This window comes from Lonsdalea britannica (assembly GCF_002111595.1).
Classification (GTDB): Bacteria; Pseudomonadota; Gammaproteobacteria; order Enterobacterales; family Enterobacteriaceae; genus Lonsdalea; species Lonsdalea britannica.
In genome coordinates, this window is record NZ_LUTN01000007.1 from 166,190 (window position 1) to 188,647 (window position 22,458).

At 55.8% G+C, this 22,458-nt stretch carries 21 protein-coding genes and 1 pseudogene; 15 read left to right on the forward strand and 7 right to left on the reverse strand.

The annotated features are described in order from the left end of the window. The 9 genes from murD (at window position 1) to lpxC (ending at window position 10,399) form a co-directional block, all read left to right on the forward strand. Window positions 1–1,314: a UDP-N-acetylmuramoyl-L-alanine--D-glutamate ligase gene (gene murD / locus AU509_RS08195; protein WP_094118107.1), complete on the forward strand. Its 1,314-nt coding sequence runs from the start codon at window positions 1–3 to the stop codon at window positions 1,312–1,314. Then, window positions 1,314–2,513: a cell division protein FtsW gene (ftsW, locus tag AU509_RS08200; RefSeq protein ID WP_085652368.1), complete on the forward strand. Its 1,200-nt coding sequence runs from the start codon at window positions 1,314–1,316 to the stop codon at window positions 2,511–2,513. Before murD ends, ftsW begins: the two co-directional genes overlap by 1 nt. Further along, on the forward strand, window positions 2,510–3,601 hold the full coding sequence (gene murG / locus AU509_RS08205; RefSeq protein ID WP_085652369.1) for an undecaprenyldiphospho-muramoylpentapeptide beta-N-acetylglucosaminyltransferase: 1,092 nt from the start codon (window positions 2,510–2,512) through the stop codon (window positions 3,599–3,601). Before ftsW ends, murG begins: the two co-directional genes overlap by 4 nt. A gap of 53 nt (window positions 3,602–3,654) precedes the next feature. Beyond that, window positions 3,655–5,115 carry a UDP-N-acetylmuramate--L-alanine ligase gene (murC, locus tag AU509_RS08210; protein ID WP_094118108.1) on the forward strand — a complete coding sequence of 487 codons (1,461 nt, stop codon included), beginning with the start codon at window positions 3,655–3,657 and terminating at the stop codon, window positions 5,113–5,115. 6 nt (window positions 5,116–5,121) lie between these two features. After that, entirely contained in the window at window positions 5,122–6,042 is a 921-nt protein-coding gene (locus AU509_RS08215) for a D-alanine--D-alanine ligase (protein ID WP_094118109.1), read from the forward strand. Between the two features lies 1 nt (window position 6,043). Then, window positions 6,044–6,901 carry a cell division protein FtsQ gene (gene ftsQ / locus AU509_RS08220; RefSeq protein ID WP_085652372.1) on the forward strand — a complete coding sequence of 286 codons (858 nt, stop codon included), beginning with the start codon at window positions 6,044–6,046 and terminating at the stop codon, window positions 6,899–6,901. Beyond that, window positions 6,898–8,154, forward strand: a complete 1,257-nt coding sequence (gene ftsA, locus AU509_RS08225) for a cell division protein FtsA (RefSeq protein WP_085652373.1) — start codon at window positions 6,898–6,900, stop codon at window positions 8,152–8,154. The genes ftsQ and ftsA overlap by 4 nt, the downstream gene beginning before the upstream one ends. A gap of 72 nt (window positions 8,155–8,226) precedes the next feature. After that, window positions 8,227–9,381 (forward strand): cell division protein FtsZ, encoded by a 1,155-nt coding sequence (ftsZ, locus tag AU509_RS08230; protein ID WP_085652374.1) that lies wholly within the window; start codon window positions 8,227–8,229, stop codon window positions 9,379–9,381. A gap of 100 nt (window positions 9,382–9,481) precedes the next feature. Then, window positions 9,482–10,399: a UDP-3-O-acyl-N-acetylglucosamine deacetylase gene (gene lpxC / locus AU509_RS08235; RefSeq protein ID WP_074728283.1), complete on the forward strand. Its 918-nt coding sequence runs from the start codon at window positions 9,482–9,484 to the stop codon at window positions 10,397–10,399. 26 nt (window positions 10,400–10,425) lie between these two features. On the opposite strand, the gene AU509_RS08240 is transcribed toward lpxC, so the two are convergent. After that, on the reverse strand, window positions 10,426–10,947 hold the full coding sequence (locus AU509_RS08240; RefSeq protein WP_085652375.1) for a DUF721 domain-containing protein: 522 nt from the start codon (window positions 10,945–10,947) through the stop codon (window positions 10,426–10,428). Window positions 10,948–10,975: 28 nt separating this feature from the next. Between AU509_RS08240 and secM the strand changes: the two genes are divergently transcribed. From secM to mutT, 3 genes and pseudogenes are all read left to right on the forward strand, one after another. Further along, a complete protein-coding gene (gene secM, locus AU509_RS08245; protein WP_085652376.1) occupies window positions 10,976–11,476 on the forward strand; it encodes a secA translation cis-regulator SecM in 501 nt (166 codons plus the stop codon). A 106-nt stretch (window positions 11,477–11,582) separates the two neighbouring features. Continuing rightward, a pseudogene (gene secA, locus AU509_RS08250) lies at window positions 11,583–14,284 on the forward strand (preprotein translocase subunit SecA). Between the two features lie 76 nt (window positions 14,285–14,360). Then, window positions 14,361–14,759, forward strand: coding sequence for an 8-oxo-dGTP diphosphatase MutT (gene mutT, locus AU509_RS08255; protein ID WP_085652377.1), 399 nt, complete (start codon window positions 14,361–14,363; stop codon window positions 14,757–14,759). Window positions 14,760–14,768: 9 nt separating this feature from the next. On the opposite strand, the gene yacG is transcribed toward mutT, so the two are convergent. From yacG to coaE, 3 genes are read right to left on the reverse strand one after another with little or no spacing between them, the layout of a single operon-like run. After that, on the reverse strand, window positions 14,769–14,966 hold the full coding sequence (gene yacG / locus AU509_RS08260; protein ID WP_026739125.1) for a DNA gyrase inhibitor YacG: 198 nt from the start codon (window positions 14,964–14,966) through the stop codon (window positions 14,769–14,771). 11 nt (window positions 14,967–14,977) lie between these two features. Then, a complete protein-coding gene (gene zapD / locus AU509_RS08265) occupies window positions 14,978–15,730 on the reverse strand; it encodes a cell division protein ZapD (RefSeq protein WP_094118110.1) in 753 nt (250 codons plus the stop codon). Continuing rightward, window positions 15,730–16,350, reverse strand: coding sequence for a dephospho-CoA kinase (coaE, locus tag AU509_RS08270; protein ID WP_085652379.1), 621 nt, complete (start codon window positions 16,348–16,350; stop codon window positions 15,730–15,732). The genes zapD and coaE overlap by 1 nt, the downstream gene beginning before the upstream one ends. A gap of 171 nt (window positions 16,351–16,521) precedes the next feature. On the opposite strand from coaE, the gene AU509_RS08275 reads away from it, so the two are divergent. Then, complete coding sequence (locus AU509_RS08275) at window positions 16,522–17,562, forward strand: GMP reductase (RefSeq protein ID WP_094118111.1); 1,041 nt, start codon at window positions 16,522–16,524, stop codon at window positions 17,560–17,562. Between the two features lie 26 nt (window positions 17,563–17,588). On the opposite strand, the gene hofC is transcribed toward AU509_RS08275, so the two are convergent. From hofC to ppdD, 3 genes are read right to left on the reverse strand one after another with little or no spacing between them, the layout of a single operon-like run. Further along, window positions 17,589–18,791 (reverse strand): protein transport protein HofC, encoded by a 1,203-nt coding sequence (hofC, locus tag AU509_RS08280; protein ID WP_094118112.1) that lies wholly within the window; start codon window positions 18,789–18,791, stop codon window positions 17,589–17,591. 1 nt (window position 18,792) lies between these two features. Beyond that, entirely contained in the window at window positions 18,793–20,223 is a 1,431-nt protein-coding gene (gspE, locus tag AU509_RS08285) for a type II secretion system protein GspE (protein ID WP_094118117.1), read from the reverse strand. Between the two features lie 4 nt (window positions 20,224–20,227). Then, complete coding sequence (ppdD, locus tag AU509_RS08290) at window positions 20,228–20,680, reverse strand: prepilin peptidase-dependent pilin (protein WP_094118113.1); 453 nt, start codon at window positions 20,678–20,680, stop codon at window positions 20,228–20,230. A 348-nt stretch (window positions 20,681–21,028) separates the two neighbouring features. Between ppdD and ampD the strand changes: the two genes are divergently transcribed. Together ampD and ampE are read left to right on the forward strand one after the other, a co-directional pair. After that, entirely contained in the window at window positions 21,029–21,571 is a 543-nt protein-coding gene (gene ampD, locus AU509_RS08295; protein WP_085652383.1) for a 1,6-anhydro-N-acetylmuramyl-L-alanine amidase AmpD, read from the forward strand. Window positions 21,572–21,596: 25 nt separating this feature from the next. Continuing rightward, window positions 21,597–22,451: a beta-lactamase regulator AmpE gene (gene ampE / locus AU509_RS08300; protein ID WP_085652384.1), complete on the forward strand. Its 855-nt coding sequence runs from the start codon at window positions 21,597–21,599 to the stop codon at window positions 22,449–22,451. Window positions 22,452–22,458 lie beyond the last annotated feature (7 nt).

Here is a 22,458-nt window from a genome sequence, read left to right on the forward strand (position 1 = left end):
ATGGACTATCAGGGTAAAAAAGTCGTCATTATCGGGTTGGGCCTGACCGGGCTCTCCTGTGTTGATTTCTTCCTTGCGCGCGGGGTGACGCCTCGCGTGGTGGATACCCGTGTCAGTCCGCCTGGTCTGGATAAACTGCCTGAGCAGGTCGAACGTTATGTGGGCGGTTTACAGGAAGACTGGCTGATGGACGCCGACCTGATCGTGGCCAGCCCCGGTATCGCGCTGGCCACGCCTGCATTATGCGACGCTGCGGAGGCAGGCATTGAGATCGTCGGCGATATCGAGCTGTTTTGCCGCGAGGCGCAGGCGCCGATCGTCGCGATTACAGGATCGAACGGTAAAAGCACCGTCACCACGCTGGTGGGAGATATGGCGCGTGCGGCCGGTTGGTCGGTAGGCGTTGGCGGCAACATCGGCGTCCCCGCGTTGGAATTGCTCAAGCAGGAGTGCCAGCTGTACGTGCTGGAACTGTCCAGCTTCCAGCTGGAAACAACCTGTAGCCTGCATGCCGCGGCGGCCACCATCCTGAATGTGACGGAAGATCATTCCAACCGTTATCCGTTAGGTCTGCAACAGTACCGCGCCGCGAAGCTGCGCATTTACGAAAACGCCGCGGTCTGCGTGGTGAACGCCGATGATGCGCTGACCATGCCGGTGCGCGGGGCTGACGACCGCTGTCTAAGCTTCGGCGTGGACGTGGGCAACTATCACCTGAATCGGCAGCAGGGCGAAACCTGGCTGCGGGTTAATGGGGAGCGCGTGATCAATACGCGTGAAATCAAATTGGTCGGACAGCATAACTATACCAATGCGCTCGCCGCGTTGGCGCTGGCCGATACGGTGGGCATTCCGCGCGCTTCCGCGCTGGCCGCGCTCACTGGCTTTACCGGTCTGGCGCATCGTTTCCAACTGGTGCTGGATCGCAACGAGGTGCGCTGGATCAACGACTCGAAAGCGACCAACGTCGGCAGTACCGAGGCGGCGCTGAGCGGTTTGCGCATCGACGGCACGCTGCATCTGCTGCTGGGCGGAGACGGCAAATCTGCCGACTTCTCGCCGCTGAAGCCCTATCTTCAGGGCGATAAGGTGCGGCTGTACTGTTTCGGTCGCGATGGCGATCTGCTGGCGGCGCTGCGTCCTGACGTCGCTCAGCGTACCGAGACCCTGGCGCAGGCGATGACGCTCATTGCTCAGCAGGTCAGCCCGGGCGACGTGGTCTTGCTGTCCCCAGCCTGCGCGAGTCTGGATCAGTTCCGCAGCTTTGAGCAGCGCGGCGATGAATTTGCACGTTTGGCGGAGGAACTGGGCTGATGCAAATGGCAGGAGCAGTAGTGGAACGATTGAGACGCTGGGTCATGGGGACGCGCGAAAGCGATAACCTCAGCGCCGTGCTGTACGATCGTACGCTGCTGTGGCTGACGCTCGGACTGGCGGTCATCGGCTTCGTGATGGTGACTTCCGCTTCCATGCCGGTAGGACAACGCCTCGCTGGCGACCCGTTCCTGTTCGCCAAGCGCGACGGACTCTATCTGGCGCTGGCGTTCGGTTTGTCGCTGATCACCATGCGAGTGCCGATGGAAGTCTGGCAGCGTTACAGCCCGGTACTGCTGCTGGTGGCCATTGTGCTGCTGTTGGTGGTCTTGGTCGTCGGGAGTTCGGTCAACGGTGCCTCCCGCTGGATTTCGCTGGGGCCGTTGCGCATACAGCCTGCCGAGTTGTCGAAGCTGGCGCTGTTCTGCTACCTCTCCAGCTACATGGTGCGCAAAGTCGAAGAGGTGCGAAACAACTTCTGGGGCTTCTGTAAACCGATGGGCGTGATGGTGGTGCTGGCGGTGCTGCTGCTGGCGCAGCCTGACCTCGGCACCGTCGTGGTGTTGTTTATTACGACGCTAGCCATGCTGTTCCTGGCGGGCGCCAAACTCTGGCAGTTCCTGGCGATTATCGGCAGCGGCATTTTCGCGGTCTGTCTGCTGATTATTGCGGAACCGTACCGTATCCGCCGTGTGACATCGTTCTGGAACCCTTGGGATGATCCGTTCGGCAGCGGCTATCAGCTGACGCAGTCGCTGATGGCGTTCGGACGCGGCGAAGTGTGGGGGCAGGGACTGGGTAATTCGATTCAGAAACTGGAATATCTGCCGGAAGCGCACACTGACTTTATTTTCTCCATTTTAGGCGAAGAACTGGGCTATATCGGTGTGGTTTTAGCGTTGTTAATGATATTCTTCGTCGCCTTTCGGGCGATGTCGATTGGACGCCGCGCGCTGCAGATCGATCAGCGCTTTTCAGGGTTCCTGGCGTGTTCCATCGGCATTTGGTTCAGTTTCCAAACATTGGTCAATGTGGGAGCCGCGGCGGGCATGTTGCCGACCAAAGGGTTAACCCTGCCGCTGGTCAGTTACGGGGGGTCCAGTCTGTTGATTATGTCGACCGCCATCGTACTGCTGTTACGCATAGATTATGAGACGCGTCTGACGAAAGCGCAGGCGTTTACGAGGAGTGCCCGATGAGTGGCGAAGGCAAGCGTTTGATGGTGATGGCGGGCGGAACCGGGGGCCATGTGTTCCCCGGATTGGCCGTGGCGCATCATCTGATGGCGCAGGGATGGCAGGTGCGCTGGTTGGGCACCGCTGACCGTATGGAAGCCGATTTGGTGCCGAAGCACGGGATTGAGATTGATTTTATCCGCATTTCCGGTCTGCGCGGCAAAGGGCTTAAGGCGTTGATCAGCGCGCCGGTACGTATATTCCGCGCGGTGCGTCAGGCACAGGCGATCATGCGCCAATACCAGCCGGACGTCGTGCTGGGCATGGGCGGCTATGTGTCCGGTCCCGGCGGTTTGGCGGCGTGGCTGTGCGGCATTCCGGTTGTGTTGCATGAACAGAACGGCATCGCCGGGCTGACCAACCGCTGGCTGTCGCGTATTGCGAAAACGGTTCTGCAGGCGTTTCCGGGCGCATTTCCTAAAGCGCCCGTGGTCGGAAACCCTGTGCGCACTGACGTGTTGGCGCTGCCGTTACCGGCGGAACGCCTGGCTGACCGTAGCGGACCTATCCGGGTATTGGTTATCGGCGGCAGCCAGGGCGCTCGGGTATTGAATCAGACGTTGCCGGGCGTGGCCGCCACGCTGGGCGACAGAATCACCCTTTGGCATCAAACTGGTAAAGGCGCGCAAGCCGACGTGCAGGCAGCGTATGCGGCAGCCGGACAGCCGCAGCATAACGTGGTCGAGTTTATTGATGATATGGCCGAGGCTTATGCCTGGGCCGATGTCGTTGTCTGCCGTTCCGGGGCGCTGACGGTCAGTGAGATCGCCGCCGCTGGTTTGCCGGCGCTTTTCGTGCCGTTCCAACATAAGGATCGGCAGCAGTACTGGAACGCGTTGCCGCTGGAACAGGCGGGCGCGGCCAAAATTATCGAGCAGGCCCAGATCAGCGTTGACGCCGTCAGCGATGTCTTGGCCGGCTGGGACCGCGCTACGCTGCGCGACATGGCCGAGAAGGCCCAATCGGTCGCCATTCCTGATGCGACCGAGCGCGTTGCGGCGGAAGTCGTCGCGGCGGCGCGTACACAAGACGTGGCAGCGGTTCAACATTAATCATGACATCGCCGGACACAGGACGGCGATCAATTAGGTAGCGATAGGTAAAAGTGAATACACAACAACTGGCGAAACTGCGTTCAATCGTGCCCGAGATGCATCGCGTCCGGCACATCCACTTTGTTGGCATCGGTGGTGCCGGCATGGGCGGTATCGCCGAAGTTCTGGTTAATGAAGGCTATGAGATTAGCGGCTCCGATTTGGCACCGAATGCCGTTACTCAGCAGCTGAGTGATTTAGGCGCGCAGATCTATTTCCACCACCGTCCGGAAAATGTGAACGGCGCGAGCGTAGTGGTCGTTTCCAGCGCCATTTCCGGCGACAACCCGGAAATCATTGCCGCGAAGGAAGCGCGTATTCCGGTGATCCGCCGGGCCGAAATGCTGGCGGAACTGATGCGGTTTCGTCATGGCATTGCTGTGGCGGGAACTCACGGTAAAACGACGACGACGGCGATGGTGACCAGTATTTACGCGGAAGCCGGTCTGGACCCCACCTTCGTTAACGGCGGACTGGTGAAAGCGGCAGGCACGCACGCGCGACTGGGATCCAGCCGCTACCTGATTGCAGAAGCGGACGAAAGCGATGCGTCTTTCCTGCATTTGCAGCCGATGGCGGCGATCGTGACCAATATCGAAGCCGACCATATGGACACGTATCAGGGTGATTTTGAGAATCTGAAGCAGACGTTCATCAACTTTCTGCACAACCTGCCGTTTTATGGACACGCGGTGATGTGTCTGGACGATCAGGTGGTCCGTGAACTGCTGCCGCGTGTAGGACGCCACGTGACGACATACGGATTCTGTGACGATGCCGATGTGCGTATTGCCAGCTACCGTCAGACAGGAGCTCAAGGCCACTTTACGCTGGAGCGTCAGGGGAAACCTTTGCTGCACGTGACCCTGAATGCGCCTGGCCGCCACAATGCGTTGAATGCGGCGGCGGCGGTTGCGGTCGCCTCAGAAGAAGGGATTGAAGACGACGCGATCCTGCGGGCGCTCGAACGTTTCGAAGGCACCGGTCGTCGTTTTGACTTCCTGGGCGAATATCCGCTGGAGTCGGTAAACGGTAAAAGCGGCGCGGTCATGCTGGTCGATGACTACGGCCATCATCCCACGGAAGTGGACGCCACGATTAAAGCGGCGCGAGCGGGCTGGCCGGAAAAACGGTTGGTCATGGTTTTCCAGCCTCACCGCTATACGCGTACGCGCGATCTGTATGACGACTTCGCGCATGTGCTGTCTCAGGTGGATGTTTTGCTGATGTTGGATGTTTACTCAGCAGGGGAAACGCCTATTCCTGGGGCTGATAGCCGCTCTTTATGCCGTACTATTCGCGGAAGAGGTAGGATTGATCCGATTTTGGTACCGGATGTAGAGACTTTACCTGAATTGTTGGCACCGGCACTGCAAGATGGTGACCTCGTTATGGTTCAGGGCGCAGGTAATATCGGCAAACTGGCCCGCAGGCTGGCGGATTCTCGCTTACAGCCGCAGGTCAAAGGGTAAAAGTAAATGACTGAGAAAGTGGCTGTATTGCTGGGTGGTTCATCCGCAGAACGCGAAATCTCTCTGCTCTCGGGGCAGGCCGTATTGGCCGGGCTGTGTGAAGCAGGAGTGGATGCGCGCGCGGTAGACCCCAGCGACTTCCCGGTCAGTTACCTCAAAGAACAAGGCTTTACCCGGGTATTCATCACGCTGCACGGGCGTGGAGGCGAAGACGGCTCCATGCAGGGCGCGCTGGAGCAACTGGGCCTGCCGTATACCGGCAGCGGCGTGATGGCGTCGGCGCTGACGATGGATAAGTGTCGCACCAAGCAGATTTGGCAGGCGTCAAATTTGCCGGTAGCACCTTATATCGTGCTGAATCGGCATCAGTTTCAGCGCAGTAATCCATCTGGTTTGCTAAAGTTAGTAGAACCTCTCGGTATGCCATTGATTGTCAAGCCGAGTCGGGAAGGTTCCAGCGTCGGAATGAGCAAAGTCGAACAGGCTGAAGCCTTACCTGCGGCGTTGGAAGCGGCCTTCCATCATGACGAAAACGTGATGGTGGAGAAATGGTTGAGCGGTCCGGAGTTTACGGTGGCTATTCTCGGTAACGAAACCTTGCCGTCGATCCGCATTCAGGCGACGGGCACGTTCTACGACTATCAGGCGAAGTACGAGTCGGAAGACACCCGTTACTTTTGCCCCAGCGGTCTGACCGCGGAGCAGGAAAGCGAACTGGCTTCTCTCTCGCTGGCGGCCTACCGCGCGCTGGACTGCAGCGGCTGGGGACGGGTTGATGTGATGATGGACGACGACGGCAAATTTTACCTGTTAGAGGTGAATACCTCTCCGGGGATGACCGAGCACAGCCTGGTACCGATGGCCGCCAAACAACATGGCCTGACGTTTCCACAATTGGTGACACGTATTTTGGAGCTGGCGAGCTGATATGTCGCAAGCGGCGCTAAACACACGCGGACGCGAACCCGAATCGAACGGCGCGCGTCGCAGCAATGGCGGCCAACTGGCAGGCATGATTTTCCTGCTGATGGTGGTGGGTACCATCGCCTGGGGCAGTTGGATGGTGGTGGGATGGATGCAAGATGCCAGCCGGCTGCCGCTGTCTCGGCTGGTGGTGACGGGGGAAAGAACCTACACCACCAACGACGACATTCGTCAGGCGATACTGTCGCTCGGAGCGCCGGGCACGTTTATGACGCAGGACGTCAACGTCATCCAGCAGCAGATTGAACGGCTGCCGTGGATAAAACAGGCTAGCGTGCGCAAGCAGTGGCCGGACGAATTAAAGATTCATCTGGTTGAATACGTGCCCTTCGCACGTTGGAATGACCAGCTGATGGTGGACAGCGACGGAAACGCCTTCAGCGTTCCGGCGGAACGTATCGGTAATAAGAAGATGCCGATGTTGTACGGGCCGGAAGGCAGCGAAGCCGACGTGCTGGAAGGGTATCGGAACATGAACCAGATACTGAGCGCCGGCAAGTTCCAGCTGAAAATGGTTGCGATGACCGCGCGCCATTCCTGGCAGGTCGGTCTGGAAGACGATATCCGCCTGCAGTTGGGACGCGACGATCAGGCTCGCCGTCTGGCGCGATTTATTGAGTTGTATCCGCTTCTTCAACAGCAGGCGAAGGACGGGAACAAACGGATTAACTACGTGGATCTGCGTTACGACTCAGGCGCGGCGGTAGGTTGGGGTCCGGCGTTTATCGATCAGCAACAAGACATTGATCGTCACCAAAACGGTAATCAGCAACAGAATCAGGCACAGGCTAAACAGCAATGATCAAGTCGACGGACAGAAAACTGGTAGTTGGGCTGGAAATCGGTACAGCAAAAGTGGCTGCGCTGGTAGGGGAAGTTCTGCCCGATGGCATGGTCAATATTATCGGTGTGGGTAGTTGCCCGTCACGGGGTATGGATAAAGGCGGCGTGAACGACCTGGAGTCGGTGGTGAAATGCGTACAGCGCGCCATCGACCAGGCCGAACTGATGGCGGACTGCCAGATTTCATCAGTCTATCTGGCGTTGTCTGGCAAACATATCAGCTGCCAGAACGAGATTGGTATGGTGCCGATCTCTGAAGAGGAAGTGACGCTGGACGACGTGGAAAGTGTTGTCCACACAGCGAAATCCGTGCGCGTTCGCGATGAGCATCGCATCCTGCACGTCATCCCGCAGGAGTACGCGATCGACTACCAGGAAGGCATCAAGAATCCGGTAGGGCTGTCCGGCGTACGTATGCAGGCGAAGGTGCATCTGATCACCTGCCATAACGATATGGCGAAGAACATCGTCAAAGCGGTTGAACGCTGCGGTCTGAAAGTCGACCAGCTGATTTTCGCCGGACTGGCATCCAGCTATGCGGTGCTGACTGAAGACGAACGCGAGCTGGGCGTTTGTGTGGTGGATATCGGCGGCGGCACCATGGATATGGCGGTTTACACCGGCGGCGCGCTGCGCCACACCAAGGTGATCCCGTACGCAGGTAACGTGGTCACCAGCGATATTGCTTACGCTTTCGGCACTCCGCCTACGGACGCCGAGGCGATCAAAGTTCGCTACGGCTGCGCGCTGGGCTCTATCGTGAGCAAAGACGAAGCGGTTGAAGTGCCCAGCGTGGGCGGGCGTCCGCCGCGCAGTCTGCAGCGTCAGACGTTGGCCGAGGTTATCGAGCCGCGTTACACCGAACTGTTGAATCTGGTGAACGACGAGCTGTTGCAGTTACAGGAGCAGTTGCGTCAGCAGGGCGTCAAGCATCACCTGGCGGCCGGTATCGTGCTGACGGGAGGAGCCGCACAGATTGACGGCCTGGCCGCATGCGCCCAGCGAGTATTCCATACGCAGGTTCGTATTGGGCAACCGCTGAACATCACAGGCCTGACGGATTATGCGCAGGAGCCTTACTACTCTACGGCGGTAGGGTTGCTGCACTACGGTAAAGAATCTCACCTGAACGGTGAGCATGAAGTGGAAAAACGCGCCTCAGTGAGCCATTGGTTTAAGCGCCTGAACAGCTGGCTGAGAAAAGAATTTTAACGGTTATCAAAAGAGATCCTGGCACAGCTTTTTTGATCTCGAAGTAACACAGGCACAAGACGGAGAGAAACTATGTTTGAACCTATGGAATTGACCAACGACGCGGTGATTAAAGTCATCGGCGTCGGTGGCGGCGGCGGTAACGCGGTCGAGCATATGGTGCGTGAACGCATTGAAGGCGTTGAGTTCTTTGCGGTCAACACTGACGCTCAGGCACTGCGCAAAACGGCGGTTGGGCAGACGATCCAGATCGGTAGCGGTATCACCAAAGGTCTGGGCGCTGGGGCTAACCCGGAAGTCGGCCGTAACTCTGCTGAAGAAGACCGCGAGGCATTACGCGCGTCTCTCGAAGGCGCCGATATGGTGTTTATCGCTGCGGGTATGGGCGGTGGTACGGGTACGGGCGCTGCGCCGGTTGTAGCCGAAGTGGCTAAAGACCTGGGCATTCTGACCGTTGCCGTCGTGACCAAGCCGTTTAACTTCGAAGGCAAAAAACGCATGGCGTTTGCGGAACAAGGTATCGCGGAGCTGTCTAAGCACGTGGATTCCCTGATCACCATCCCGAACGACAAATTGCTGAAAGTTCTGGGACGCGGTATCTCCCTGCTAGATGCGTTCGGTGCTGCCAACGACGTGCTGAAAGGCGCGGTTCAGGGTATCGCTGAACTGATTACCCGTCCGGGGTTGATGAACGTCGACTTCGCGGACGTTCGCACCGTAATGTCCGAAATGGGCTATGCCATGATGGGTTCCGGCGTGGCGCGTGGCGAAGACCGTGCGGAAGAAGCGGCCGAAATGGCGATCTCCAGCCCGTTGCTGGAAGATATCGACCTGTCCGGTGCTCGCGGTGTTCTGGTTAACATCACGGCGGGCTTCGACCTGCGTCTGGATGAGTTCGAAACGGTCGGTAACACGATCCGTGCTTTCGCATCCGACAACGCTACCGTGGTTATCGGTACGTCTCTGGACCCGGAAATGAACGACGAACTGCGCGTCACCGTGGTGGCGACCGGTATCGGCATGGACAAACGTCCGGAAATTACGCTGGTCACCAACAAGCAGAGCAGCCAGCCGGTAATGGACCACCGTTACCAGCAGCATGGCATGTCGCCTCTGCCGCAGGAAAAACCGGCTGCCGCCAAGGTCGTCAATGACCAGAACACGCAGCCTAATAAAGAGCCGGATTACCTGGATATCCCGGCGTTCCTGCGTAAGCAGGCCGATTAACCGGCCGCTTGGTTGGAATCTCCGCTCTTTGTGCTAAACTGTGCCGCCGGCCTTGGTATAGACTGAGGCCGTTGGTTCGGATTAAATGCGAGATAATACGATGATCAAACAACGTACATTAAAACGTATCGTACAGGCGACAGGGGTCGGTTTGCATACCGGCAAAAAAGTCACCCTGACCATGCGTCCTGCACCGGCAAATACCGGGGTCATCTATCGTCGCACTGACTTGAATCCACCGGTTGATTTTCCGGCTGATGCCAAATCCGTGCGTGATACCATGCTCTGTACTTGCCTGGTCAATGAGCATGACGTGCGAATTTCGACCGTGGAGCATCTGAACGCCGCGCTGGCAGGATTGGGCATCGACAACGTGATGATCGAAGTCGATTCTCCTGAAATCCCTATTATGGACGGCAGCGCCAGTCCGTTCGTTTACCTGTTGCTGGACGCCGGCATTGAAGAACTGAACTGTGCTAAGAAGTTCGTTCGGATCAAAGATACCGTGCGCGTAGAAGATGGCGACAAGTGGGCGGAACTGAAACCTTATAACGGTTTCAACCTGGACTTCACCATCGACTTCAATCACCCGGCGATCGACTCTGGCGCACAGCGCTACAAGTTAGAGTTCTCTGCGGACTCTTTCGTCCGTCAGATCAGCCGTGCGCGGACCTTCGGCTTCATGCGGGATATTGAATATCTCCAGTCCCGTGGTCTGTGTCTGGGCGGCAGCTTTGACTGCGCGATTGTCGTCGACGACTACCGCGTGCTGAACGATGACGGTCTGCGTTTTGAAGATGAATTCGTTCGTCACAAAATGCTGGATGCGATCGGCGACCTGTTTATGTGTGGCCATAACATCATTGGTGCCTTCACGGCATTCAAGTCGGGTCATGCGCTGAATAACAAACTGTTGCAGGCTGTGCTGGCGAAACAGGAAGCGTGGGAATACGTGACCTTTGAAGATGAGGCGGAAATGCCGCTGGCGTTCAAAGCGCCTTCGACGGTACTCGCCTAACAAGTCAGAACAACAACTTGTCGTTTTTATGACTGGTTATCACTGGTTTTCTCTCCGGCCAGTGAAGCCAGTCTTTTTAATATCCGCTGTAACCTTTCCGGGCTGTTTTCCGCTAATCCATTCAATATTTCTGCACTCTGCGGACTCAGCGAGCGTTGCTTCGGCACGTCCTTAGCATCAACGCCGGTGGTGGTGTCTGATAGCTTATTATTTTGATGTGCTTTAGCTGCCAGCGAAGGATTAATCCGGATGTCGATTGCTGCTAATGATGGTAGTATTTGAGCACGCAATGCGGAGAGTAATGCGGGCTGTTCATAACGTAGCCGCATCATCCAACTGGCGTTCGCCGTTTCCAGTACTAGCAAACTGCGGCGATAATTTGCGACGCGGCACCAAGGGTGCATTTGCGCTGGCAATAGCGCGCAGACGGCGCGATTAAGTTTTACCAGCGCGGCAGCGCGCTGCTGAATATCTCGCAGCGGACCGCTTCCGGTTTCCGATGCGCTATCAAAAAAAGACTCTAGTGATTGTGGACGACTATCACGCATAACGCAGGCTCCGACGGACAGTAAACTTGTGATTGGTATTCTAAATCGTTGGCGACAATTTGGCAGACGTTATTTTTGGCCGCATCTCCTGTTGGGGATGGTCGCGGCTGGTTTTGGTCTGCCCGTCAGTCTGTGCGAATCCCAGAATGCCCCATCGCTGTCGACCTCGGCGATTAGCCGCCATAACGTTTCCGCCTTTAGCCTGACCGATCTGGTGGCATTGAAAGAGGCTCATCGACGTTCATCCGTCGGCATTGATTATTGGCATCAGCATGCCATTCGCACCGTTATCCGGCATCTGTCGTTTGCTCTGACGGCGCCGCAACCTTCGACGGTGGCTGAAGCGGTTGTGTCCTCGCCCGCACAGCATCAAATCCTAATTGAAACACTCCACGCGCTGTTGACCCAGGAAAACAGGGTGCCGGCGCTCGATGTCTCGACGTACTTCTCCGCAGTATCTACGCTATTCCATCATTCTGGCATCTGGCTTGCCAAGACGATGGGGATACGCGCCGGACCGCTTAACTAACCCCCCACTTTTTTCTGTTAACACGCGCAATAGCCGGGTGAGATAGCCTGGTTTTCTGATGTTATGCCACGGTAACTACGGTGGCATTGTAGAGATTAAAATTATTATGTTAGTGAAACTATTAACCAAAGTTTTCGGTAGCCGTAACGACCGTACTTTACGCCGTATGCGTAAAACTGTAGATGTGATCGCCCAGCTCGAACCCGCAATGGAAAAGCTGTCTGACGACGAGCTGAAGGCCAAAACGCCGGAGTTCCGTGAGCGCATTAAGAAAGGCGAAACGCTGGAAGCGCTGTTACCTGAGGCCTTTGCCGTCGTGCGTGAAGCAAGTAAACGTGTTTTCGGTATGCGCCACTTCGACGTTCAGATGCTGGGCGGGATGGTCCTTAATGAACGCTGCATCGCCGAAATGCGTACCGGTGAAGGTAAAACGCTGACGGCGACGCTGCCCGCGTATCTGAATGGTCTGACCGGCCGCGGCGTGCATGTTGTTACCGTGAACGACTATCTGGCGCAGCGTGATGCCGAGAACAACCGTCCGTTGTTTGAGTATCTTGGTCTGACGGTAGGGATCAACCTGCCAGGCATGCCAGCGCCAGCGAAACGCGAAGCGTATGCGGCTGACATCACTTACGGTACCAACAACGAATATGGTTTCGACTACCTGCGTGACAACATGGCGTTCAGCCCGGAAGAGCGCGTTCAGCGCCCGCTGTTTTACGCCCTGGTGGATGAAGTTGACTCCATTCTGATCGATGAAGCGCGTACCCCGCTGATCATCTCTGGCCCGGCAGAAGACAGCTCCGAGATGTATATCCGCGTCAATAAAATCATCCCGTCGCTGATCCGTCAGGAAAAAGAAGATTCCGACACCTTCCAGGGCGAAGGTCATTTCTCCGTGGATGAAAAATCCCGTCAGGTTAACCTGACAGAACGCGGCTTGGTCAAAATCGAAGAGCTGTTGGTGAACGAAGGCATCATGGATGAAGGCGAATCCCTGTACTCGCCTTCCAACATTATGCTGATGCACCACGTTACCGCTGGTCTGCGAGCGCATGTTCTGTTCACGCGCGACGTTGATTACATCGTTAAAGACGGTGAGGTCATCATTGTCGATGAACATACCGGCCGCACCATGCAGGGGCGTCGCTGGTCTGACGGTCTGCATCAGGCTGTTGAGGCGAAAGAGCACGTCACCATCAATAATGAAAACCAGACGCTGGCCTCCATCACCTTCCAGAACTACTTCCGCCTGTATGAAAAACTGGCGGGGATGACGGGGACGGCGGATACCGAAGCCTTCGAATTCAGCTCTATCTATAAACTGGATACCATTGTCGTACCGACGAACCGTCCGATGATTCGTAAAGATTTGCCCGACCTGGTGTACATGACCGAACGGGAAAAAATCGACGCGATTATCGAAGATATCAGAGAGCGTACGGCGAATGGTCAGCCGGTGCTGGTGGGGACGATCTCGATTGAGAAATCCGAAGTGGTCTCTGACGCGCTGACTCGCGCCGGAGTCAAACACAACGTGCTTAACGCCAAGTTCCATGCCATGGAAGCGGATATCGTCGCACAGGCCGGTCGTCCGGGCGCGGTGACCATCGCCACTAACATGGCCGGTCGTGGTACCGATATCGTGTTGGGCGGCAGCTGGCAAACTGAAATCGCCCAGTTGGAAGCCCCGACAGATGAGCAGATCGCCGCTATTAAAGCAGACTGGCAGGTGCGCCATGATGCGGTGCTGGCTTCGGGCGGTTTGCATATTATCGGCACCGAGCGTCATGAATCGCGTCGTATCGACAACCAGCTGCGTGGCCGTTCCGGTCGTCAGGGGGATGCCGGTTCTTCTCGCTTCTACCTTTCCATGGAAGATGCTCTGATGCGTATCTTCGCCTCTGACCGCGTGTCCAACATGATGCGTAAGCTGGGGATGAAGGAAGGCGAAGCAATCGAACATCCTTGGGTGACCAAGCGATTGCCAATGCACAGCGTAAAGTGGAAAACCGCAACTTCGATATTCGTAAGCAGCTGTTGGAATACGATGATGTGGCTAACGACCAGCGCCGCGCTATCTATACTCAGCGTAATGAGCTACTGAACTCCGTCGATATCAGCGAGACGGTCGACAGCATTCGTAACGATGTGTTCAAAGCGACCATCGATAACCATATTCCGCCGCAGTCTCTGGAAGAGATGTGGGATATCGAAGGACTGGAACAGCGTCTGAAAAACGATTTCGATCTGGACATGCCGATTGCAGAATGGCTGGAAAAAGAGCCTCAGCTGCATGAAGAAACGCTGCGTGAACGTATCCACGAGCAGGCGATGGAAGTTTACGCCCGCAAAGAAGAAGTCGTGGGCGTCGATGTGATGCGCAATTTCGAAAAAGGCGTCATGCTGCAAACGCTGGACTCCTTGTGGAAAGAGCATCTGGCGGCGATGGACTATCTGCGTCAGGGCATCCATCTGCGCGGCTATGCGCAGAAAGATCCGAAGCAGGAGTACAAACGTGAGTCGTTCTCCATGTTCGCCGCGATGCTGGAAGCGCTGAAATATGAAGTCATCAGCACACTGAGCAAAGTTCAGGTCCGTATGCCGGAAGAGATTGAAGCGTTGGAACAGCAGCGTCGCGAGGAAGCCGAACGTCTGGCAAGCCAGCAGCAACTGAGCCATCAAAGTGAAGCGGCTGCCGCGCCGACTGCAGGTAGTTCATCTGAGCGCAAAATCGGTCGTAACGATCCTTGTCCTTGCGGTTCAGGCAAAAAATACAAACAGTGCCATGGACGTATCCAGAACTAGTCTTCATTAGGGCTGAATCACATCATCGATAAAAATAAAGGCGGTCATTGACCGCCTTTTACTTGGGGAAAAGCTTATGACGCAAAAACCTTTGTCAGTCGCGGTAGGGATTATTCGTAACGCCCAGCGACAGTTTTTTATCGCCTGTCGCCAGGCTGGCTCGCACATGGCCGGTAAATGGGAGTTCCCGGGGGGGAAAGTTGAAACGGGAGAGACGCCCGAACAGGCGCTAATTCGTGAATTGCGTGAGGAAACGGGGATTGAAGCGCGCGATCCTCAAGCGCTCACGGATAAAACGTTCTCCGCAGGCGATCGGCTCATCACGCTGCATTTTTTCCTGGTGGAGCATTGGCAGGGGGAGCCATACGGACGGGAAGGTCAGCCGTCGCGTTGGCTGACCGTCGATGAACTCAAAGAAGAGGAGTTTCCGCCAGCGAATGCGGAGATGATCCGCTGGCTAAAACAGTCGGCGTAACACCAACGTTTAATACTTTGTTTCGCTCCAGTTTTCGCTGTCAGTAATCGCTTCATTACTGGGAATACGTTTTTCTTCTTCGGCCCATTCCCCAAGATCGATTAGCTGGCAGCGTTTGCTGCAGAAAGGGCGGTAAGGACTTTGTTCTCCCCACACCACAGGTTTGGCGCAGGTCGGACATTTTACGGTGGTGATATCGTTGCTCATTGTGTTAACTCCTAACAGCAGGCCAGTTCGAACGTCAGGCGGTCGGGCACTTGTCCATGCTCGCTGTCCAGCGGCATGAAGCGAATCGCATAACGGCTCTTGTGACCAGAAATTTGTGGGTAAAGCTGATGCTCCTGTGCGATCTGTATGCGCAGCAGGTCGGCATCGGCTGCATTGTCCTGATAGAAGCCTTTCAGGCTGATTTGCGGACGGAAGATCGCTGAGTTGCGGATGAGGTCCAGAATCATCCCCAACGTCTGTTCAAATGGCGCGACGCTGTCGAGCCAGGCGCTGACCTGCCGATTTCGGTACTCGACAGGCTGATGCAACCAGGTATGCAGCGTCGGCAAGTCGAAATTACAGCATCCTCCTGGAATGCTGAGCCGTTGGCGCACCATGCCAATAAGACGATCTTCACGCAGGCTTTGGCCCATACGCGGGGCGGCCATCAGTTGGCTCGCCTGCTGGCGTAGCTGCTGGCGAAAGGCATCGATTCGCGCCTGGTCGACGCCGGGAACGTCCTGCCACTGCGTCAACTTCTGCTGCTGGCGTTCCAGTTCCTTCATCAAGTCGGGACGCACATCGCCGCGTTCCAGTACATCCAACAGGTCGGTGGCGGCGCGGAAAAAGCTCAGCGCATCACCGATGTGCTCCAGCGTCTGGTTGTCATGCATCTGTTGGAGCAAAAACTCAAGACGTAGCCACGTCCGCGTTTTCTCATTCAGCGGATATTCAAATAATAGGGTTGAGTAAGCGTCACTCATTATTTTGTCATCCTGTCATTTGCGGATGCCGCCAGCTCAAGATAGCGCTGGTGCAGCATGGCAATTTGTGGGGCAAGTTCGCTCTGGCTGCGGCTATTGTCGATGATGTCGTCGGCATAAGCCAGACGCTGTTCTCGCGTAGCTTGCGCAGACAGGATCTTTTCGGCCTGATGAAGCGACACCCCGTCTCGCGCCAGCGTGCGCTGTAGCTGAATTTCCGGGGTAACGTCCACGACCAGAACCCGTTGCGCCTGCGATTGCAGGCTGTTTTCAATCAGCAGGGGAATGACCCACATCACGTATGGCCCGGGGGCGGCAAGCAACTGGCGCTGAGTTTCCGCGTGGATCAACGGATGCATCAGTTGGTTGAGCCACTCTTTTTCACGTTCGCTGGAAAAAATCTTTGCCCGTAGGGCGGAGCGGTTAAGCGTATCGTCGGCGTTCAGTATCTCGGGGCCGAAGCGTTTTGAGATAGCGGACAACGCAGCCGTTCCAGGCTCTACGACCTGACGGGCGATGATGTCTGCATCGATGATGGTGATGCCTTGCTGGGCGAAACCTTCAGCGACGGTGCTTTTGCCGCTGCCGATACCGCCTGTGAGCGCTACGATGTATGCCATGGTATCGATCTGCAAAATTACCGGTAAATTTACGGGATTCTAGCCTAAATAAAGGTAAATTCGCAGTCTTGCCGCAGGATTATTCGCGCGTATGATGAGCTCACTGGATATGGTTTTAAAGCATACCGACTGTCTCTCTGACGGTCTTCGCCACTGACCAGGACATCTCCTATGCGTATTGAAGAAGATTTAAAGTTAGGCTTTAAAGACGTTCTCATTCGTCCCAAACGCTCCACCCTGAAGAGTCGATCGGAAGTTGAATTAGCACGCGATTTTACCTTTATGCACGCCGGCTGCCGTTGGTCAGGCGTGCCGGTGATTGCGGCTAACATGGATACGGTGGGTACTTTTCGCATGGCTCAGGCATTATCCACGTTCGGCGTGCTGACTGCCGTTCACAAGCACTACTCCGTTGAACAGTGGCAGCAGTTTGTCGCGCAGTCGTCAGAAGAGGTATTGCGCCATGTTATGGTTTCCACGGGGACGTCAAACGACGATTTTAATAAGTTGAAGCAGATTTTGGCTTCGTCGCCTGCGCTGAAATTTATTTGCATTGATGTCGCCAACGGCTACTCCGAACACTTTGTCTCCTTTGTACAAAAAGCGCGTGAAGCGTGTCCTGACAAAGTCATTTGTGCAGGCAATGTGGTTACTGGCGAGATGGTAGAGGAGCTGATTCTTTCGGGGGCGGATATCGTTAAGGTCGGGATTGGTCCAGGTTCCGTTTGTACCACCCGGTTGAAAACGGGCGTGGGCTATCCGCAGCTGTCGGCGGTCATTGAATGTGCCGATGCCGCGCATGGTCTGGGCGGACAGATTGTCAGCGATGGCGGCTGCTCTGTGCCGGGCGATGTCGCCAAAGCCTTCGGCGGCGGCGCTGATTTTGTGATGCTGGGGGGGATGCTGGCGGCACACGATGAGTGTGAAGGAACCATCGCCGAAGAAAACGGACAGAAAATGATGCTGTTTTACGGGATGAGCTCGGCATCTGCCATGGAGCGCCATGTTGGCGGCGTAGCCGGTTATCGTGCCGCGGAAGGTAAAACCGTCAAGCTTCCGCTACGTGGTCCGGTGGAATACACCATTCGCGATATTCTTGGCGGTTTGCGCTCAGCCTGCACTTACGTCGGCGCTTCACGCCTGAAAGAGCTGACCAAACGAACAACGTTTATTCGTGTCGCTGAGCAGGAAAACCGGATTTTCAACGGGTAACCCTCTGGCTTTCTTAACTGACGGGATTAGGCCCCCGTCAGTACATGACCCAATTGGAATATGGGCAGATACATCGCTATCACCAGCGTACCGACAATCACTCCCACCGCGCCCATTAATAATGGTTCCAACGTATGAGGCAGCTTGTCCGCAAACTGCTGCGTACTTTTTTCATGCCAATCGGCTAACTGTGTAAACAGGTGCTCGAGCGCGCCGGTTTCTTCTCCGACTCTAATTAACTGTGGGCAGGGCGCAGGGAACAGCGGTGAGCGTTCTAGCGCCTGACTAAGTGGTATGCCGCGCTCGATGAGGCTTTTTATCTCTTTTAACTCTTTCTGATAAAGCGGATGTCCAATCGTCGCGGCTGCTTCCAATCCGGCAGGCAGCGGTAGCGCTGCACCATGAGTCATTGCCAGTGTATGGAAAATCTGGCTGAGGCAACGTCCACGAATCAGTGTGGCGATACCCGGCGCTCTGAGCCACAGGCGTTGTTCCCTGTAGCGCCAGCGTGGATAGGTTTTGCGTAGCCAGCCGTAAGCTGCTGCGAGAGCAATAATTGTTGTGACGAACGTAGCGCCATAGCGTACGCACCGCTCCGAGAGGGTCAGCAAGGTCTGTGTGAGTAGCGGGAGCGGGGCGTTGAATGACGCGTAAAGTCGACCAAACTCGGGTAACACCAAGGTAACCATCAGCGCGCTCACGATCAGGACGGCGGCGGAAACGAAGAGGGGATAGCGTAATGCTTTGGCGACCTTATGCGCCAATTGCTGACGCGCTTCCTGATAGGCGGCGAGCCGTTGGCAGCAGTCGCCCAGCTTGCCGGTCAGTTCGCCTGCGGCAATCAGCGAGCAATACATGGGCGGGAAAATATGGGGGTAGTGCCGAAACGCCTCTGCCAGCGTGACCCCCTGTGCTATCTGTCGACTAACGGAGAATAAGACGCATCGCCACGCCGGTTGGTCATGCTGCCGCGCCATGAGATTCAAGGATTCCAGCAGCGGAAGCCCCGCCTGTAATAGCGAACCGAGTTGGTGAATGACGGCTGCGAGCTGCGCACCGCGCCAGGCATAGCGGGTCAGATATTGGCGGACTTTGAGATTAAGAGGTTGATAACCCTGTTCGAGTAGATGGTCGTACACCTCTTGGCGTTGGCTCGCGATGAGCTCGCCACAACACAGCTCGCCGTTTACACTCAAGGCCTGCCAGTCGTATAACTTTTGCATCACCATCTCAGTCTTCCTCCTCCATTCCGTCTCCGACTACTCGATAGACCTCATCCAACGAGGTAATGCCTTCGTTGACTAAAGCCAGACCGGCATGAAATAGCGAGTTGGATCGGGAGTACCAGGCATGTGCGTTGTCACATAACACTTTTCCGTTATCTGCCAGCGTTTGCTGTAGCGCAGGAGATAGGGTTAACAGATCGTAAATCGCTACACGGCCGTAATAGCCGGAAAAGCAGTGGTTGCAGCCCTGAGGACGCCATTGTTTCAAAGGGCCTGACCAGGATGCGTGGGAAGACACTGTTTCCGCAGGCACGGGCTGGCGACAGTGGGGGCACAGTCTGCGAACCAGGCGCTGTGCGATGATGAGCTTCAGCGCTGAGGCGAGCAGATAACCGGGGACGCCAAGGTGTCTTATCCGCGTGATGGTCTCGCTGGCTGAGTTCGTATGCAACGTGGATAGAACCAAGTGGCCGGTTTGCGCGGCTTTGACGGCAATATCTGCCGTTTCGGCGTCGCGAATTTCTCCTATCATGATGACGTCGGGATCCTGACGCAGTAGCGCTCGCAGTACCCGACCGAAGTCCAATCGACTTTTCGTGCTGACGGCGGTTTGATTGATCCCTTCCAACGGGATTTCGACAGGATCTTCCACGCTGCATATATTACAGCTGGTCGTGTTAAGCCAGCGTATGGCGCTGTATAGCGTAAAAGTTTTACCGCTCCCCGTTGGTCCGGTCACTAAAATCAATCCCTGAGGCAGACGTAGAACTCGTTTAAACGCCTTCAATGCGCCGGTGGCAAGCCCTAGCGTATCCAGTGTTAGCGCCTGTTGCTGCGTTTGTAATACTCGCAGCACGACCTTCTCGCCTGTCTGTATTGGCAGTGTGGCGATGCGTAGTGAATAACATTCCCGATCAAGTTGCAGGGTGAACTGGCCGTCCTGCGGCAGACGGCGTTCAGCAATATCCAGTTTTCCCATGATTTTAAGCCTAGCGATAAGTCGGGGTGTTAGTTCGTCAGGTGCTGACGGCACTTCCTGCAAAACCCCGTCAATGCGCAGTCGTATTCGGCAGTGCATCGTCATCGGTTCAAAATGGATATCCGAGGCCCTTCGCTGAATGGCTGAACTCAGCGTCTCGTTGATGAATTTAACCACCGGAATGTCTTCCTGCTCTTCGACCTCGGGGGTGGGCTGGTAGATTGAGGCTTTCTCCCTGGCGCTTGGCGGAGGGGAAAGCTGTTTTTCCAGTCTTGCGGCAGGCCATTTCTCGATCAGTACCCGGCGATTGCTGGCGAATTTCAGTGCTGTCAGCATTTCTACGGCGGGGGCGTTGCCGACAGCAACGGTAATAGACTGCTCATCTAGGGTCAGAAGCAAAGCGCGGTAACGCTGGCACAATATCTTGAGTTCATCGCTGAGTCTTGATGTCGTCATGGGATCACCCTGTCGCATCAGAGGCATCATCCAGACGGAAAACATCCAGACAGGCCTGCTTGAGCATATCGGCCCCGGCTTCCGCCAGGCAGTTTTTAGTCCAGCTCAACGATCCTGTCTGAGGCTCCAACGTCGGTGCAATCACCACGCTGAGCCCTTGCAGCGAGGATTGTCCTGTCAACGTGATGATGCCTTGGGAAACGCTAACCTGACTGATGTAACGTGTAGTTGTTCCCACAGGAATGCCCTGATCGCCCGCATCGCAGAGGGCCAGATCGGCATTGCTTAGTCCACAGAGGTCGACGGCCATTTTGTAGGACGCTGCCGTTTGCAGCATGTCGGTCATCGCTGCTTTTTGCAGGTATCCCTGATAGGCGGGAATTCCCAAGGCGCTTAGCATGGCAATGATGACAATCACGACCATCAGTTCAATCAGCGTAAACCCTTGCTGTAACATGATTTCAATCCTTGAGGTGGCGGATGGCGGCAGCATAAGGGACGACATAGACTTCGGCGATAGCCGATAAACTCATTCGGAATGCGCTTCGCAAACTGTTTGAACAATTGCAGTCAGCCTCCATTTTTTTGCCTGACGCCTTCCTATTTCTGTATTTGGCGCAGCATGAGAGTCGCCCTAAGCGGTATGCTAGCGATAACGGTGGGGCCTAAAGGGAGGCTTCACTGGTGTGTTAAGCCGCATAGCAGGTGAATGACGAGCAGGGGAAACATGCTACGCTTTGGTCTGTGTGAGAAGCTCGTGGCGCAGAGGATCTTGCATAAAACAACAGGTAATAGGAGCTGGTGGATGGAATTGATAGATGGATGGCTAACGGATGTGGCGCGGATCCCATCCCCTCATTGCGATGACCGGCCCGAGGGCGATACTCCTTCTCTGCTGGTGATACACAATATCAGCCTCCCGCCGGGAAAATTTGGCGGTCCTTATATCGATCAATTGTTTACCGGAAGGCTGCAAGCCTCGGAACATCCTTTTTTTGCCGAGATCAGTCATCTGAGAGTCTCAGCGCATTGCCTGATTCGTCGCGATGGCAGCATCGTGCAATATGTGCCCTTTGACCGTCGGGCCTGGCATGCGGGCGTCTCCAAATTTGAAGATCGCGAGCGCTGCAATGATTTCTCTATCGGCATTGAACTCGAAGGGACCGACACGCTCCCTTTCTCGGATGAGCAATACGGCCAGTTGGCGTTGGTGACGCGGCTTTTATGTCTGGCTTATCCGATTACGCCGAATCGAATTTGCGGTCACAGCGATATTGCTCCAGGTCGTAAAACCGATCCCGGTCCTGCTTTCGACTGGGATCGATACCGACATTTAGCGCAGGAATAGCGAGTGACAAAGGGAGTCCAAATTAATGACGCTGTTTACATTGTTGCTGGTTTTGGGATGGGAACGTGTGTTCAAACAGGGTGAGCATTGGCAGTTGGATCACCATTTCGCGGTGAGACTGCGGCATTTGTCTGCACCATCCTTGATACAAACTCTGTTTTTGACCGCGGCGGGTATGGCCATGACCGCGCTGCTGATGTGGCTGGTCAGCGGCTGGTTATTTGGTCTGCCGATGCTGATGCTTTGGGTCACTGTTGGTTTGCTCTGCGTGGGGGCGGGCGAAGTGAGGCTACACTATCACCGTTATTTGCAAGCGGCTCAACGGGGTGAAGCGGATGCGGAACGTCAGATGTCTGCTGAGTTAGCGCTGATTCATGGTTTACCAGTGGATGCTAATGAATCGGAAAGGCTCAAGGAATTACAGAACGCACTATTGTGGATTAATTTCCGTTATTACCTGGCTCCGTTGTTTTGGTTTGTGGTCGCCGGACCATACGGCCCCATTGCGTTAGTCGGTTATGCCTGCCTGAGGGCGCGTCAAACAATGCTTGCCCGCGACCATACGCCACTGGAACGCGCTAATTCTGGCGTGGATACGTTGCTACATTGGCTGGACTGGGTCCCCGTGCGGTTGGCAGGGGCGGCTTATGCGCTGCTGGGACACGGTGAAAAAGCGTTGCCTGCCTGGTTTGCCGCCTTATTGGATTTTCATAGTACCCAGTATTGGGTGCTCACTCAGCTGGCGCAATTTTCTCTGGCGCGTGAACCTCGCATCGATCCTTTAGCAACGCCGGTCGCGGCAGTGACGTTAGCCAAAAAGGTGACGCGGGTGATTGTGGTGGTGGTGGCGCTATTGACCATCTACGGCGCTCTGGTATGACTCTCTG